The organism is Caulobacter soli (assembly GCF_011045195.1).
In the GTDB taxonomy this organism is placed as follows: Bacteria; Pseudomonadota; Alphaproteobacteria; order Caulobacterales; family Caulobacteraceae; genus Caulobacter; species Caulobacter soli.
In genome coordinates this window covers 4574603-4589145 of sequence record NZ_CP049199.1, presented here as the reverse complement: position 1 = coordinate 4589145, position 14543 = coordinate 4574603, and the positions used below count along the sequence as shown (strand labels likewise).

At 69.2% G+C, this 14543-nt stretch carries 12 protein-coding genes; 3 read left to right on the top strand and 9 right to left on the bottom strand.

The genetic code is table 11. The annotated features are described in order from the left end of the window. Nucleotides 1–9: 9 nt before the first annotated feature. From G3M62_RS21305 to G3M62_RS21295, 3 genes are all read right to left on the bottom strand, one after another. The gene (locus tag G3M62_RS21305) at nt 10–732 is read right to left on the bottom strand and encodes a glutathione S-transferase (RefSeq protein ID WP_165190550.1); all 723 of its coding nucleotides are present in this window, start codon (nt 730–732) and stop codon (nt 10–12) included. A gap of 54 nt (nt 733–786) precedes the next feature. After that, nucleotides 787–1560, bottom strand: a complete 774-nt coding sequence (ygiD, locus tag G3M62_RS21300) for a 4,5-DOPA-extradiol-dioxygenase (RefSeq protein ID WP_165190549.1) — start codon at nt 1558–1560, stop codon at nt 787–789. A 319-nt stretch (nt 1561–1879) separates the two neighbouring features. Beyond that, the gene (locus tag G3M62_RS21295; RefSeq protein WP_165190548.1) at nt 1880–3343 is read right to left on the bottom strand and encodes an FAD-dependent oxidoreductase; all 1464 of its coding nucleotides are present in this window, start codon (nt 3341–3343) and stop codon (nt 1880–1882) included. Between the two features lie 79 nt (nt 3344–3422). Here G3M62_RS21295 and G3M62_RS21290 point away from each other — a divergent pair, with 79 nt between their 5' ends. Continuing rightward, on the top strand, nt 3423–3872 hold the full coding sequence (locus G3M62_RS21290) for a MarR family winged helix-turn-helix transcriptional regulator (RefSeq protein ID WP_165190547.1): 450 nt from the start codon (nt 3423–3425) through the stop codon (nt 3870–3872). Nucleotides 3873–4049: 177 nt separating this feature from the next. Then, entirely contained in the window at nt 4050–5192 is a 1143-nt protein-coding gene (locus G3M62_RS21285; protein ID WP_165191401.1) for an acyltransferase family protein, read from the top strand. 3 nt (nt 5193–5195) lie between these two features. On the opposite strand, the gene G3M62_RS21280 is transcribed toward G3M62_RS21285, so the two are convergent. The 6 genes from G3M62_RS21280 to G3M62_RS21255 form a co-directional block, all read right to left on the bottom strand. Continuing rightward, a complete protein-coding gene (locus tag G3M62_RS21280) occupies nt 5196–5669 on the bottom strand; it encodes a hypothetical protein (protein WP_165190546.1) in 474 nt (157 codons plus the stop codon). Beyond that, complete coding sequence (locus tag G3M62_RS21275) at nt 5666–6259, bottom strand: response regulator (protein ID WP_165190545.1); 594 nt, start codon at nt 6257–6259, stop codon at nt 5666–5668. Before G3M62_RS21275 ends, G3M62_RS21280 begins: the two co-directional genes overlap by 4 nt. Before the next feature lie 123 nt (nt 6260–6382). Next, nucleotides 6383–7240, bottom strand: coding sequence for a carboxylating nicotinate-nucleotide diphosphorylase (nadC, locus tag G3M62_RS21270; RefSeq protein ID WP_165190544.1), 858 nt, complete (start codon nt 7238–7240; stop codon nt 6383–6385). Next, nucleotides 7237–8793, bottom strand: a complete 1557-nt coding sequence (locus G3M62_RS21265) for an L-aspartate oxidase (protein ID WP_165190543.1) — start codon at nt 8791–8793, stop codon at nt 7237–7239. The genes nadC and G3M62_RS21265 overlap by 4 nt, the downstream gene beginning before the upstream one ends. A 68-nt stretch (nt 8794–8861) precedes the next feature. After that, nucleotides 8862–9947 carry a quinolinate synthase NadA gene (gene nadA, locus G3M62_RS21260; RefSeq protein WP_165190542.1) on the bottom strand — a complete coding sequence of 362 codons (1086 nt, stop codon included), beginning with the start codon at nt 9945–9947 and terminating at the stop codon, nt 8862–8864. Nucleotides 9948–10248: 301 nt separating this feature from the next. After that, nucleotides 10249–12687, bottom strand: coding sequence for a TonB-dependent receptor (locus tag G3M62_RS21255; protein WP_165190541.1), 2439 nt, complete (start codon nt 12685–12687; stop codon nt 10249–10251). 786 nt (nt 12688–13473) lie between these two features. Here G3M62_RS21255 and G3M62_RS21250 point away from each other — a divergent pair. Further along, nucleotides 13474–14541, top strand: a complete 1068-nt coding sequence (locus G3M62_RS21250) for an AraC family transcriptional regulator (protein WP_205691921.1) — start codon at nt 13474–13476, stop codon at nt 14539–14541. Nucleotides 14542–14543: the final 2 nt, after the last annotated feature.

Here is a 14543-nt window from a genome sequence, read left to right as displayed (position 1 = left end):
AAGCAGGTCTTACCCCGGATCCAGCTCCGGATAGTGCCGGAAGATTCCCTCGGTGCTGAACGCGATCCGGCGGTCCGACTTCAGATAGGCCGCGATGTTGGGCCGTTTCGCCACCGCGTCGCGCACGGCGATCACCCGTTCGATCTTCGGCGCCAGCCGCTTCATCGCGTGCGGGAAGGCGTAAGCCAGGCCCTCCACCGCCTGGAACAGCGACAGGTCGGCATAAGTCAGGTCTTCGCCCGTCAGCCAGCCTCCCTTCGGCGCCCGCTCCAGCACGGTCTCGAACCAGCCCAGGAACTTCTTGATCCGCTGGGTGCGGAACTCCTTGGCCCGCCGGGCGGCTTCGTCCTTCTGGTCCTCGTAATAGAGGCCCATGCCCACCGGGTGGTGGACGTCGTGGGCCTCGGCCACCAGGTCGGCGATGGTCAGCTGCAGCTGGTTGACCCACAGCCGCCCGGCCTCGGCCTTCGGGGCCAGGCCATGGCGCAAGCCCAGGTGCAGCAGGATGTTGGCCGTCTGGCCGATCACCAGGTCGCCGTCGACCAGATAGGGCGGGGCGAAGGGCGGGTGGTCGCCTTGGGCCAGGTCGGCCATCAGAGCTTCCTCGCCGCCGCCGTCATCCTCGTCGCCGCGCGCCACGTCGACATAGGCCGCCCCGGCCTCCTCCAGCGCCAGGCGCACGAACTCGCCGCGTCCCTGGATCGTCGGCCAGTAATGCAGTTGGTAGGTCATGCGGGGGAGAATGAACGGGAGGGGGAAAGGATGCGCGTTCCCACCTCCGTGGGTTCACCCCACCCGCACGCTGGTCATCGAGATCGCCGCGAACACGTCGTCCGTGAAGAACGACACCGGCTCGCCCGGCGTCTGCGCGCCCAGCACGTAGAGCAGGGGCAGGTAGTGCTCGGCGCTGTTGATCGCGGCGTCGGCGTCGGGGCCCAGGGTGCGCCAGTCGATCAGCGGGTCGTGGTCGCCGGCGGCGATCAGGGCCTTGGCCGTCTCGTTGAAGCGCGGGGCCCAGTCGGGCGTGCCGCCGGTGCGGAAGTTCACGGCGCGCAGGTTGTGGACGATGTCGCCGCTGCCGACGATCAGCACGCCCTCGTCGCGCAGGGCGGCCAGACGACGGCCGGCTTCGTAGTGCCAGCGGTCGGGGCGACCGCGATCGAGGCTCAACTGCACCACCGGAACGTCGGCGCGCGGATACATCGGTCGCAGCACGCCCCAGGCGCCGTGGTCCAGGCCCCGGGTCGGATGCTGCACGACCGGATCGGGCGACAGGATCTCGACCACCCGCTGGGCCAGGGCCGGATCGCCGGGCGCGTCGTAGCGCACGTCGAACAGCGCCTGGGGGAAGCCGCCAAAGTCGTGGATGGTCTCGGGGCGTTCGGCCACGCTGACCGCGCTGGCGCCGCGCGTCTCCCAGTGGGCGCTGATCATCAGCACCGCCTTGGGCCGCGGCAGCTCGGCGCCCAGCTGGGCCCAGGCGCGGCTCCAGGCGTTGTCGTCGATGGCGTTCATCGGCGAGCCGTGGCCGAGGAACAGGACGGGCAGGCGGGCGGTCATGGGAGCGTGGTCCGATTAGATACTGTTGGAGTTACAGATAGGGTGCGAGCGGGGCGGTGCAAGGCGCCTTTTGTCCCCCTCTCTCATAGAGAGAGGGAGGGGCCCATCGCGCAGCGATGGGAGGGTGAGAGGTTACACTCTCTCAGAATAAGGCGCCGAAGGGCGCGTGGATCGGCGGCCGCGCCGATGGTGGAAGTCTGGGTTGCTTCCGAGAGGTTCAACCGCCCTGGGTTTGCCGGTTGGCGGTGAAACCTCTCACCCTCCCGCCGCCTTCGGCGGCGGGCCCCTCCCTCTCTCAAAGAGAGAGGGGGTCTAGATACTAGGCGCCCACCCGCTCCAGATAAGCCTCCAACGCCGCCACATCGCTCGGTCCGGCAACCGCCGCGACATAGCCGTCGGGCCGCACCAGGATCATCTGGTCGGGCGCTAGGGCGTAGGCGTCGCGGAAGTGGCCGGCGTCGTCGATCAGGTCGGCGCCGATCCGCGCGCTCTTCAGCCCTTCGCGCGGCGCCAGGTCGGGCGCGTCCGGGCCGCGCAGCAGGGTCCAGTGCGGTCCCGCCAGCAGCTCGAACACCCGCGCGACGGCCCCGGTCCGGTCGCGGCAGGGCGCGTCGGGCGCGCGGTCGCCGGCGGCCAGGGTGGCGGTCTCGCCCAGCGGCAGCGACAGCGGCGAGTCCGGATAGCCCAGGTCCAGCTGGCGGGCCTCGCGGCCCCGGGTCATCCCGCCGCCGTCCCGCGCCGCCTTCAGCAGGTCGGTGGACAGGCCCAGCACGCCCGCCGCGATCGGCCGCCGCTCGGCCTCGTAGGTGTCGATCAGGGCGTCCGGCGCGCCGGCCAGCACGGCCGCCAGCTTCCAGCCCAGATTGTAGCCGTCCTGCAGGCTGGTGTTCAGGCCCTGGCCGCCGGTCGGCGGATGCACGTGGGCGGCGTCGCCGGCCAGCAGCACCCGGCCCACGCGGTAACGTTCGGCGAGGCGGGCGTTCATGCCGTAGACCGAGCCCCACATCAGCGCATGCACCACGATGTCGCTCCGCCCCGTGCGCTCGCGGATCAGGGCGTTGAGGCCGTCCGCCGACAGCGTCTCCAGCCCCTCGGGCGCGACGCCCTGCACCTGGAAGAGGTCGGTCCCGGCCAGCGGACAGAACGAGATCTTGCGCTCCACCACCTCGCCGTACTGATGCCAGGCGTCGCGCGACAGGCCGGTCAGTTTCACGTCGGCGACGATGGCGCGGATGGACAGGGTCTTGCCCGGGAAGTCGATGTCCAGCGCCCGGCGCACGAAGCTGCGGCCGCCGTCGGCGCCGACCAGCCAGCGGGCGCGGACCGTCTCGCCGGTCGCCAGCCGGGCGTCGACGCCGTCGGCGTCTTGCGACAGCGCCACCAGCTCGGCGCCGTAGCGCGGCGCGTGGCCCAGGGCGGCCAGACGTTCGCGCAGGACGCCCTCGGTCAGGAACTGGGGCAGCATCAGGGGCGTGGCGTAGGGCTCGGCCGGGGTCGGTTCGGCGCCCTCGCCGATCGTGGAGTCCACGAAGCCCGACCCCGAATAGGTGCGCACCAGCGGGTAGGGCGCGCCCAGGGCCAGCATGCCGTCCAGCACGCCCAGGTCCTCGAACACCTCCAGGCTGCGCGGCTGGATCCCCTTGCCGCGCGAGCCCTGGAACGGGCGCTCGGCCTTGTCGATCAGCAGGAAGTCGACGCCGCGCCGGGCCAGGTCGATCGCCAGGGTCAGGCCGGCGGCGCCCGCGCCGCAGATCAGGACGTCAGTCTTGAAAGTATTGGTCATGGGGTCCGCTCCATTGCGTGCATTTTGCACATAATAGTGCGACTGGACGGCGTCAACAAAAACCGTGCATAATGCACGCATGAACAGTGAGCTCCGCGACATCCACATGGCGATGATGGACCTGGTGGGCCTGGTGAATCGCCCCCAGGCCGACGACGTCTTGATCCGCGAGGCCGGGCTGTCGCTGGATCGCGCCCTGTTTCCGCTGTTGACCCGGATCGGGCGCCGGGGACCGATCGGCGTGGTCGAGCTGGCCGACCTGGCGGGCCGCGACCACTCGGTGGTCAGCCGCCAGGTCGCCAAGCTGGAGAGCCTGGGCCTGGTCGAGCGGCGGACCGGCGCGGACCGGCGCGTGCGTCAGGCCGCGATCACCGACAAGGGCCAGGCCATGACCGACGCCCTGGACGCGGCTCGCGCCCGCCTGGCCGGACCCATGCTGGAAAAGTGGCCCGCCAGCGACCGCAAGGACCTGGCCCGCCTGCTGCGCCGCTTCGTCGACGACGCCAACGTGGTGCTGAAGCAGGATTGAGGCAGCGTCTTGAACCCTCTCTCAAAGAGAGAGGGGTTCTTGGTGGTCCGCCTGTCACTCTTCGGCGACAACCGGGTCCCCGCGCGCCATTGCGCGCGTCGCGTGCTTTCCCGCCGGGCCGGGCTTTGTTAAGGCGGAAGGATCGTGACCGCTTCCCCCGTTCCTCCCTTGTCGCCGCTGTCCGCCGAGCCCGGCGAGGCCCCCGGGGCGACGCCCGTCGCCGAGCGGCCCGTACAAGCGTCCACCCGCGGCGGAGCGCTGGACCTGCTGCGGTTCGTCGCCTCGCTGCTGATCGTCATCTACCATTTCGGGGCCGAGGGCCCGATGCGCATCGAGCGTTTCGGCCAGGTGTTCTCGCGCGGCTTTCTGGCCACCGACTTCTTCCTGATGCTGTCGGGCTATGTGCTGGGTCGGGCCTATGGCGCCTCGACGCTGACCGGGCGGATCAGCCACGGCCGGTTCTGGGTGCGGCGGGTCGGGCGGGTCTGGCCGGGGCACCTGATCGTGCTGGCCATGATGGCGGTGCTGGTGATGGTGCTGAACGCCATGGGCACCGACGCCCACAAGCCCTCGCGCTTCGCCTGGGACCAGCTGCCGGTCCAGGCCCTGCTGGTCCACGCCTGGGGCTTCAACAGCGATGGCTGGAACCTGCCCAGCTGGTCGCTGTCGGCCCTGGTGGTCTGCTACGCGGTGTTCCCCTGGCTGTGGCGGGCGGCCGACAAGGTGCGGCATCCCTGGGTCCTGCCGCTGATCGGGGCCGCCGCCTTCGCCCTGTGCGAGGTCGTCGCGCGGACCGTCTTCGACCACGCCCTGTCGGACCTGCAGTTCCGCTTCGGCGTGGTGCGGGCCCTGCCGCTGTTCATCCTGGGCGTCTGCCTGGCGCGGGCGGTCGAGATGGACTGGCCCTCGGAAAAGGCCGCCAAGGCCCTGCTGATCGGCGGCGTCGCGGCGCTGGTCGCCATGCAGCCGCTGGACCGCTACGCCCTGCCCGACGAGCTGATCTTCGACATCCCGTGCCTGGTGGCCATCGCCGCCATCGTGCTGGGCGCGGGCCGCCTGCCGGTCCGCCATCCCCGCGCCTGGATCGAGGAGGGCGCCAAGCTGTCGTTCGCCCTGTTCATCACCCACATCTTCGTGGGGGTGATCTACTGGAGCGCGGTGCACAAGCTGATCGAGACCGTGCCGATCGGCATCGGCTGGCAGTGGCTGATGTGGCTGGCCTCGTTCCCGATCGCCCTGGGCGCGGCGTGGCTGTTCCACACCTATATCGACCAGCCGTTGCAGGACCGCCTGGCGCCGTGGCTGCGAGGGCGGCGGTAGGGCCTAGTCCGCGCCGGGCGCCGTCGCGGCGCGGCGCTTTTCCAGCACGCTGGCCAGGCCCTGCAGGATGGGCTCGTGGAGCGTGGGGTTGTCGGGCGCGCGGTGCAGCAGCTTGATCGAGGCGATGTGCACCTGGACCCCGGCCAGCACCGAGGCCAGGTTCTCGGCCTCGTCGAGCAGCTCGCACAGCGAGCGGGCGGCGATCTGAACGGACTCGCTGCGCTCGGCGCCGCTGAGGCTGACGATGTCGCCGGCCCGGGCGTACAGCTTCTCGATCCGCACGGCCTCGTCGATCTCGGCGATCAGCAGATTGTCCAGCGCGGTGATGTAGTCGTCGATCCCGCTCAGCGACGGCTCGCGCAGGACCTCCAGCGTGGCGTCGGCGCGCTTGAGGGCTTCGGCCACGTACATGCCGCCCTTCTCGGCCATCAACTGGCCGAGGCGCGGCTTCATGCGGCTCTTCTTCACCTCGCTCATGCGATCGACTTCATAGGCTTGATCAAAGCGTCCAACTCATCCTGGGACATGTTCTGGCCCCCGGCCTCGCCCAGTTCAATCGACTTATCGTCGCGGCGGCGCCCATCGGGGAACTCCACGGGCGGCCCTTGGTTGCGCCAGCGACGGTCGGGACCGACATAGGCCTCGCATTCGATGAACATCCGGTCGCCCCGGGCGACCCACAGAATGCGCTCCAGCATGATGGCCGGCGAGATCGGCTTGGTGACGATGAAGTTGGCGCCGCAGTCGCGGGCCTTCTCCACCTGGCTGCGTCGGGTGTGGGAGGTGACGATGATCACCGGCGTCATGCGGTTGGCCTCGTCGGCCTCGCGGCGCAGCCAGCGGGTCAGGTCGTAGCCATCCATTTCCGGCAGGGCGCCGTTGGTCAGGACCAGGTCGAAGGCGTGGTATTTCAGTTCTTCCTGGGCTTCGGGGCCGGTCGCCTTGCGCACGAAATTGCGCAAGCCAAAGCTCGTCAGCACGCCGACCAGGATGTCGAGCGACTGGGGGTTGTCGTCGACGATCAACGCCCGAGCCTTGTCGAGATTGATGTACTGACTTGGCTGCAAGACCCCGACGCACTCCGGTCGCCCGGCCACATGCAGGGACCGGTACTCTATGCCCCAACACAGTTAAAAAAGCGCTGTCGCCGCGGGGGTGAGGCGTCGTGTCGCAGTACTGGAGGTTGGGCTTCAGGCCGCGTCCAGGCCGATGTCCAGCACCAGGGCCGAGTGGGTCAGGGCGCCGACGCTGATCACGTCGACCCCGGTCTCGGCGATGGCCTTGACGGTGGTCAGGTTGACGCCGCCCGAGGCCTCCAGCACCGCCCGACCCCGCGCCAGGGCGACGGCGGTCTTCAGGTCGTCGAGGCTGAAATTGTCGAGCATGACCACGTCGGGGCCGTGCTTCAGCGCGTCTTCCAGCTGGTCCAGCCCATCCACCTCCACCTCGACCTTGACCAGGTGGCCGGCGAAGGCGCGGGCCCGGCGGACGGCTTCGCCCACGCCGCCGCAGGCCACGACGTGGTTGTCCTTGATCAGGATGGCGTCATCCAGGCCGAAGCGGTGGTTGACGCCGCCGCCGCAGCGCACGGCGTATTTCTCCAGGGCGCGCAGGCCCGGCGTGGTCTTGCGGGTGTCGACGATGGTGGCCTTGGTCCCCTCGACCAGGCGGACATAGGCCCGGGTCAGGGTGGCGATCCCCGACAGCTTGCCCAGCAGGTTCAGCCCCGTGCGCTCGGCGGCCAGCACGGCGCGGGCGTTGCCCTCGGCGCGGGCCAGGATCGCGCCCGGCGCGGCGTCGGCGCCGTCGGGGGTGACGACCTGGAACGACGCGGTCGGGTCCAGGGCGGCCAGGGCCAGGCGGGCGCAGGACAGGCCGGCGATCCGCCCGTCCTGCCGCGCGGCCCACACCACCGACAGGCGGGCGTCCGGGGCGATGCAGGCCTGGGCGGTGATGTCGCCGGCCCGGCCCAGATCCTCGGCCAGGGCCATGTCGATGATCGGACGGACGAGGAGGTCGTCGAGGGGCGTAATGGGGGGCGTGGTCATTCGGCGGCGTACCGGACCGCGCGGCCCGTTTCCCCATCGTGTTGAGCAAAGACGTCTTGAAGGGTGACGAAGGTCCGTTCCGGCAGGGCCGTGGCGGGGAAGTCGGCGCGGAAGTGGCCACCTCGGCTTTCCTGGCGGGCCAGGGCGGCGCGGGCGATCAGCTGGGCGGCGACCAGGGTCGGCGCGGGGCCGTGGGCGTCTTCCAGGGCGTCGAGGACGGCGACCAGGCGGGCCAGGCCGTCGGCGTCGCGGATGACGCCGGCGTCGCGGCTCATGGCCTGGCGCAGGACCTGGAGCGCGGCGTCGGGCAGGTCGGGGGCGGGCTCAGCCGCCAACGGCTCACCGCCCATCGTCAGGTCGCGGGCGACCCGCCCCGCGCGCGCGCCGAACACGGCCGCTTCCAGCAGGCTGTTGGAGGCCAGGCGGTTGGCGCCATGCACGCCGGTGCTGGCGCATTCGCCGGCGGCCAGAAGGCCCTCCAGGCTGGTGCGGCCGTCCAGGTCCGTGGCCACGCCGCCCATGTGATAGTGCACCGCCGGGGTCACCGGGATCGGCTGGACGCGAGGGTCGATGCCGGCGCTCATGCAGGCGGCGAAGACGGCGGGAAACTCGTGGTCGAAATGGGCGCCGACCGCCTCGGTGGCGTCCAGGAAAGCGCCGCGACCGGCCGCGCGCTCGGCGTGGATGGCGCGGGCCACGACATCGCGCGGGGCCAGTTCGCGGGCCGGGTGGTAGTCGGCCATGAAGGCGCGACCGCCCTCTTCACCTTCGGGCGCGTTGCGCAGGATCGCCCCCTCGCCGCGCAGGGCCTCGGTGGCCAGGGGCGCGGGGTCGCGGCCGATGTCGATGGCCGTGGGGTGGAACTGCACGAACTCCGGATCGGCGATCTCGGCCCCGGCCAGGGCGGCCAGGCCCAGGCCCTCGCCGCGCACTTCGGCCGGCGTGGTGGTGACGGCGTAGAGGCCGCCGACCCCGCCGGTGGCCAGGATCACGCTGGCGCAGCGGATCTCGACCAGGGCGCCGTCGATCAGCGCGATCAGGCCGACCACGCGTCCCGTGGCGTCCTGGAGCAGCCGGCGGGCGCGGGCGTTCTCGCGGATCTCGATGGAGGGCGCGGCGCGGACGGCGGCGATGACGGCGGCCATGATCGCCGCGCCGGCCCCGTCCCCGCCGACCCGGGCGACCCGGGCCTTGGCGTGGGCTGCCTCGAGGCTGAGCACGAAGTCGCCATTGCCTTGCCGGTCGAACGGCGCGCCCAGCGCGGCCAGGGCGCGGACGGCAGCTGGGCCTTCGGTGGTCAGCAGCTCGACCGCCGCCGGATCGCACAGGCCCGCGCCGGCGGCGATGGTGTCGGCGGCGTGCAGGGCCGGGGCGTCCTCGTCCGACAACGCAGCGGCCATGCCGCCCTGGGCCCAGGCGCTGGAGCAGCCGGTGGCCAGGGGCGTCGGCGACAGCACCAGCGCGCGGCGCGGCGCCGCCGCGAGCGCGGCGGTCAGGCCCGCCAGGCCCGCCCCGAGGATCACGGGGCCGTCGAAGGTGATGCGGTCGGTCATTTCACACTCCACTCCCTTCCGGTTACGCGGGAAGGGCCGGGAACTTGGGACGCGAGCGGGGTAGGGTCCTAGATCAGCTCCACATCCACGTGATGCTGGGCCTTCACCAGGTCGTAGCGGGCCGGAACCAGCGGCGGCGGCAGGTCGATCATCCGCTGGACGGCCAGCTTGGCGCGGATCTGCACGCTGGGATCGATCGTCACCTCGTACTGGTCGTGCAGCAGGGCGTCGTGGATGTTCCGCAGGCTGATCTTCTTCATGTGCGGACACATGTTGCAGGGGCCGATGAACTGGGTGCCCGGGCTTTCCGCCTGGACGTTGGAGGCCATCGAGCACTCGGTGATGAGCACCACCTGCTTGGGCTTCCTCAGCGCGACATAGTCGTTCATCGCCGCCGTCGAGCCCGCGAAATCGGCGGCTTCCAGGATCTCGGCCGGGCACTCGGGGTGGGCCAGGATCTCGGCTTCCGGCCAAGCGAAGCGCATGTCGGCGATGTCCTGGGCGGTGAAGCGCTCGTGCACCTCGCAGCGGCCGGCCCAGGCGATGATCTTCACCGAGGTCTGGCGGGCGACGTTGCGGGCCAGGAACTCGTCGGGGATCAGGATCACCTTGTCGACGCCCCACTCGCGCGCGGCCCATTCGACCACCTGCACGGCGTTGGCGCTGGTGCAGCAGATGTCGGTCTCGGCCTTCACGTCGGCGGTGGTGTTGACGTAGGTCACCACCGGGATGCCCGGGTGGCGCTGCTTGATCAGCCGCACGTCGGCGCCGGTGATCGAGGAGGCCAGGCTGCAGCCGGCCCGAAGGTCGGGGATCAGCACCTTCTTGTCCGGCGCCAGCACCTTGCTGGTCTCGGCCATGAAGTGCACGCCGGCCTGGACGATCACGGCCGCGTCGCACTTGGCCGCCTCGCGGGCCAGGGCTAGGCTGTCGCCGACGAAGTCGCCCACGCCATGGAAGATCTCGGGCGTCATGTAGTTGTGGGCCAGGATGACGGCGTTCTTCTCGCGCTTCAGCCGGTTGATCTCGGCGATCAGCGGCGCGTGAATCTGCCATTCAAGCGGGGTGACATGGTGCTTGACCTTGTCCCACATCGACGCGGTCGCCGCTTCGACATCGGGCGTAAAGGCGAGGGGCGCGAAGCCGTCGGCCATGTGATCCTCTCTTATGCTCAAACTGAGCATTTCCAGGGCCTCAAAAAACGCCGGAAACGGAGCGTTTCACCGTTCGGCGTCACCCCTTATGCTGAAATTGAGCAAAAGGGATGGATCACATATAGACCTTCCGACACCGATTGCAAAGGGACGGTGACAAAATCCGTGTCGGCGGCGTGGGCGCGATGTTCCCCGAGTCCACGACCGTTGGTCCTAAAGCCCTTCTCAAACCAGAACGGCGGGTGGCTTTCGCCACCCGCCGCCTGGGCCGTCATGCAAAAGTTGAACGGTAGAGCGCGTCTCAGCGCGAGCCGAGGGCCACGCGCAGGGTGACGCCGAACTCCCGAGGCGGCGTCGTGGTGATGCCGGTATAGGTGCTGGTGTCGGTCACCGCGGCGGGGCGGCCGGTGATGGTCGGAACGCCGCCGATGATCGCGCCCGGCAGTTGCTGGTACGAGGTCGACAGCGGGTTCGTCCGGCTCAGCACCTTGGTCGTGTCGAACAGGTTCTTGGCGTAGAGCGTGACTTCCCAGGCCCTGTCCGGCGCGCGCAGGCCGGCATAGAGATTGGCCAGCGCATAGCCTTTGACGTCGTCGAAGGTGTTGGTCGGGTCACCCTGCGACTTGCCGTTGTAGTAGACCAGTCCACGGACATAGCCCTCGAAATTGCCGATCGGCTGGCTGTATTCCGACTGGATGGTCGTGCTGAACGGCGGCTGGAAGGACGAGCGCTGCGACGCCTTGCACTTGGACAGGTTGTTGCCGCCCGTCGCCGCCTGCAGCGCCGCGAGCGACGGCGCGACGGTGGTGACGTCCGGCTTGCCGTCGCCGTTCAGGTCGTTGCAGGGAATGACGCCGTTCTTGATCTTGCCCAGCGCATAGCTGGTCACCGCGCCGATGTTCCAGTTCGGGGTCAGGTCGTACGAGACCTCGCCCTCGACGCCGTTCACCTCGACCGGCACCGCCGCCACGAAGTTGAACTGCGCGACCTGCTGGACCGTGCCGCCGGCTCCGTCCGAGGTGGTGTTGACATAGTAGACGCCGTTCGGGGCGCGATAGGGGTAGTTGGCGAACTTCTGGTGGAAGCCGCTGACGTTCAGCCGCATGCGGTGGTCGAACAGCGTGGACTTGACGCCGGCCTCGTAGGACTTGGACGTTTCGGCCGGCAGGTTGATGAACGACCGTTCCAGCGCCGACGGCGCCAGGTTGAAGTCGCCCACCGCGGTGATGCCGGGACGATACGACGACCCGGTGTTGACGTAGACCATCAGGTCCCGCGTGAACGAGTGCTGGATCGAGGCGGTGTAGACCCACTTCTTGTCGGCGTGGACGTCCTGCGAGATCAACGCGCCGCCGACCAGGAGCTGGCCGACATCGTTGTAGTCGATGTGGCGAAGACCGCCCGAGATCTGGGTGGCGTCGCCGATGTGCGCGGTGACGTTGCCGTAAATCGATTTTTCGCGCGAATGACCGGCCCGGCCGATGGCGGTCTGGACCACCTGGGCGACCCCGCCGCCCATCACAGCCGGCAGACGCACGGCGGTCGGCCGGTTCAGGGTGGTGGGCGTGTTGTTCTTGTTGTCGAAATAGCCGACCACGTAGTCGAAGATGTCGAAGACGCGTTCCTGGTTCTGCAACCGGACTTCCTGCGACGTCGACTTGATGTGCGACACCGTGTGCTGGATCAGGTCGGTCGTCGGGAAGACGTTGGCCGGGTCCTGGCTTTCGTCGGAATAGATGTCCTGGGTGTAGTGCTGGCCCTGGTAGATCAGCTGCTGGCCCAGGGCCGAGACTTCCGAGCGCCAGTTATAGATGTTGTAGCGCTGCTTGACCGTGCGCGGCCAGGCCTGGAAGCCCATGCGGTCGTCGGCCTTGATCAGGGTCGGGCTGGCCGGGGCGCTGGGATTGACGACGCTGAAGGACTCGACCGGATCGAAGTTGCGGAAGTTGTTGACGATGCTCTGGTACGAACCTTCCAGGCGCAGCCAGTCGATGGGCGTGACCAGGCCGCTGATCCGGCCGCTTTCGGTGCGGCTGTAGGCCTTGCGCTTTTCCTGGGTGGTGTCGGTCGAGCGGGTCAGGTTGCCGTCGTCGTCATTGTACAGCCCGCCGATCCGGATCGCGGCGACGCCTTCGACGACCGGGATGTTGACCGCGCCATTGACGTTGGCCGTGCCGATGTCGTTGACGGTCGAGCTCACATAGCCGCCCTCGCGGTAGAGATCGGGCTTCTTGGTCGTGATCGTGATCGAACCCGACGGCGAGGCGCGACCGCGCAGCGTGCCCTGGGGACCGCGCAGCACTTCGATCTGACCGACGTCGTAGATCTGCTGCAGCACGACGCCGGCGGTGATCGGGGCGTCGTTCAGATAGAACTCGACGGTCGGGTTGTTGCCGCTGGCGTTGATGTCGAAATTGACGCCGCGGATCTGGGCGTTGCCGCCGGTGCCGTTGGAGTTGCTGGTCAGCGTCAGGCCGGGCACCAGGGACTGAACCTCGGTGAAGTTGCGGATATTGACCTTCTGCAGGGCTTCCGACGTGACCGCGTTCACGACGGCGGGAACGTCCTGGATGCTTTCATCCCGGCGGCGGGCCGTCACGATGATCTCGGTCAGGCTGGTGCTCGACGGATCGGCGGCGGGCGCGGCCTGGGTTTGCGCGACGGCCGCGACGGGCGCCAGAGACGCCATCAGCGCCAACAGGCTGACGCCCCTCAGGGCCTTGGTCGAAATTGAAGTCATGGATAGTTCCCTCCCCTGGTGACCCGTCGGCGTCATTGCTTGTGCAATGCTCATTTCCGAGGGCGTTCTTCCTCCGTCCTCGCCATCCGAAGACGCGAGTAGAGTTCCTGCTCCGTGGCGCTTCAGCCCTTGCCGGCCTTTGCGAAGTCGCGCTGGAGATGATCGATAGGATGGGTCGCGGGCTGGCCCGTCCGGAGCGTGGACGCGCCACGGCGCCCTGCACGATCCGAAGACACGTCGAGTTGCCTGGCCATCGCCATCATCGCTCCCAACCTTCGCCGGCGATCCGTGGATGCGCGGTCGTTGGAGTCTTGATTACGCCTGGCCTCGCCCACGCCGCTTGACCGAATTTGTCAGATGCGGGCGGGGCGCGCGCCGAGTTGCGCGCCCCCGTGGCCGTCAGAAAAAGGTCCCACGCGCCGATCATAAGGGAGGAGAGGACAGAAACCCTTGATGACTTCGCCGAACCGCGGGGACAAATGGAACGGCGCGATCACGCCGGGTGTGGGGGACCGCGAGCGGCCGGGCCGGCGATCTCGTCGCGTGAGACGCGGCCGCATCGAACCGGCCATGCGCTCCCTACGATCTGCGGACCCGTCGGGGCCTCGAGCGGTCGCCATGTGTCTGTTTTCCCACCCTGCCGGCGTCCGTGGACACGCGGTCGTTGGTCATCGATTACGCCTGGCGCCGGGCGGATCGCTTGACGGATTTTGTCAGATGCGCTGAGCTTGCCCGCAAGAGCCGGGATCCATGCGGCCGTGACCAAGATCAGACGGGGAGGACGACGTGACGCGGGTCTCTTCGCGGACGCTGCAGGCGGAGGGCGGCCAGGCCTTCGAGGTCGTGCACGCCAAGATCTTGAAATTCTTTCCGGATTTGGTGCTGACGCTCGGCGGGGATCCGCTGGGCCTGATGCTGAAGGTCGGGATCCAGGCGCGCGACCAGGCCCTGACGGCCACCGACGTCACCTATCGCCAGGTGCTGGATCTGCTCGAGACCGCCGCGACCGAACTGCGCTGCCCCGACTTCGGCCTGCGCCTGGCCACCCTGCAGAGCGGCCGCGTGTTCGGCCCGCTGGGGGCGGTGATGATGAACTCGCGGACGTTCGGCGAGGCGCTGGACTACGTCACCAACCACAGCCCCGCCCACAGCCCGGCGGCGCGGATCTGGCTGCGGCGCTGGCCCGACCATGGCGCGGTCTTCGTCGGGCACGACGTCCTGCTGGACCAGACGCCGCACCGGAGCCAGGCGATGGAGCAGCTGCTGCTGGTCGGCCACCTGTCGGCCAGCGAGATCACCGCCGGCGGGGCCCGCGCCCGCAAGATCTATTTCCGTCACCAGCCGGTGTCCTCGCCGCGAACCTACCAGCGCTATTTCGGCTGCGAGGTGCTGTTCGGCCAGAAGGTGGACGGCGTGGTCTATCTGGAACGGGACCTGGCGGCCCCGATCGCGACCCGGAACGCCGGCGGCTACGAGGCGGCGACCTCGCTGATCGACGCGAAGTTCAGCCGCCAGGATCCGCCGCTCCGCGCCGAGGTGCGGGGCGTGATCATGCGGTTCCTGGGCACGCGGCTGTGCCGCAGCGAACGCGTCGCCGCCGAACTCGACCTGGCGCCGCAGACCATGGCCCGGCGCCTGAAGGCCGAGGGCTCCTCGTTCCAGCAGATCAAGGACGAGGTCCGCCGCGACCTGATGATCTACTATCTGCAGGCGACCAACCTGGACTTCGGCCGGATCTCCGAACGCCTGGGCTTCGCCGAGCAATCGGTGATGACCCGCAACTGCAATCGCTGGTTCCTGGCCTCGCCGACCAAGCTGCGATCGACGGCCCAGCACGCCGCGTCGGGCGGATGACG

Excerpts from the sequence above, each read along its gene's own strand:
- G3M62_RS21265 (WP_165190543.1), bottom strand. The coding sequence starts at position 8,793 with ATGACCGACCGCATCACCTTCGACGGCCCCGTGATCCTCGGGGCGGGC.
- G3M62_RS21255 (WP_165190541.1), bottom strand. The coding sequence starts at position 12,687 with ATGACTTCAATTTCGACCAAGGCCCTGAGGGGCGTCAGCCTGTTGGCG.
- nadA (WP_165190542.1), bottom strand. The coding sequence starts at position 9,947 with ATGGCCGACGGCTTCGCGCCCCTCGCCTTTACGCCCGATGTCGAAGCG.
- G3M62_RS21280 (WP_165190546.1), bottom strand. The coding sequence starts at position 5,669 with ATGAGCGAGGTGAAGAAGAGCCGCATGAAGCCGCGCCTCGGCCAGTTG.
- G3M62_RS21290 (WP_165190547.1), top strand. The coding sequence starts at position 3,423 with ATGAACAGTGAGCTCCGCGACATCCACATGGCGATGATGGACCTGGTG.
- G3M62_RS21305 (WP_165190550.1), bottom strand. The coding sequence starts at position 732 with ATGACCTACCAACTGCATTACTGGCCGACGATCCAGGGACGCGGCGAG.
- ygiD (WP_165190549.1), bottom strand. The coding sequence starts at position 1,560 with ATGACCGCCCGCCTGCCCGTCCTGTTCCTCGGCCACGGCTCGCCGATG.
- G3M62_RS21295 (WP_165190548.1), bottom strand. The coding sequence starts at position 3,343 with ATGACCAATACTTTCAAGACTGACGTCCTGATCTGCGGCGCGGGCGCC.
- nadC (WP_165190544.1), bottom strand. The coding sequence starts at position 7,240 with ATGACCACGCCCCCCATTACGCCCCTCGACGACCTCCTCGTCCGTCCG.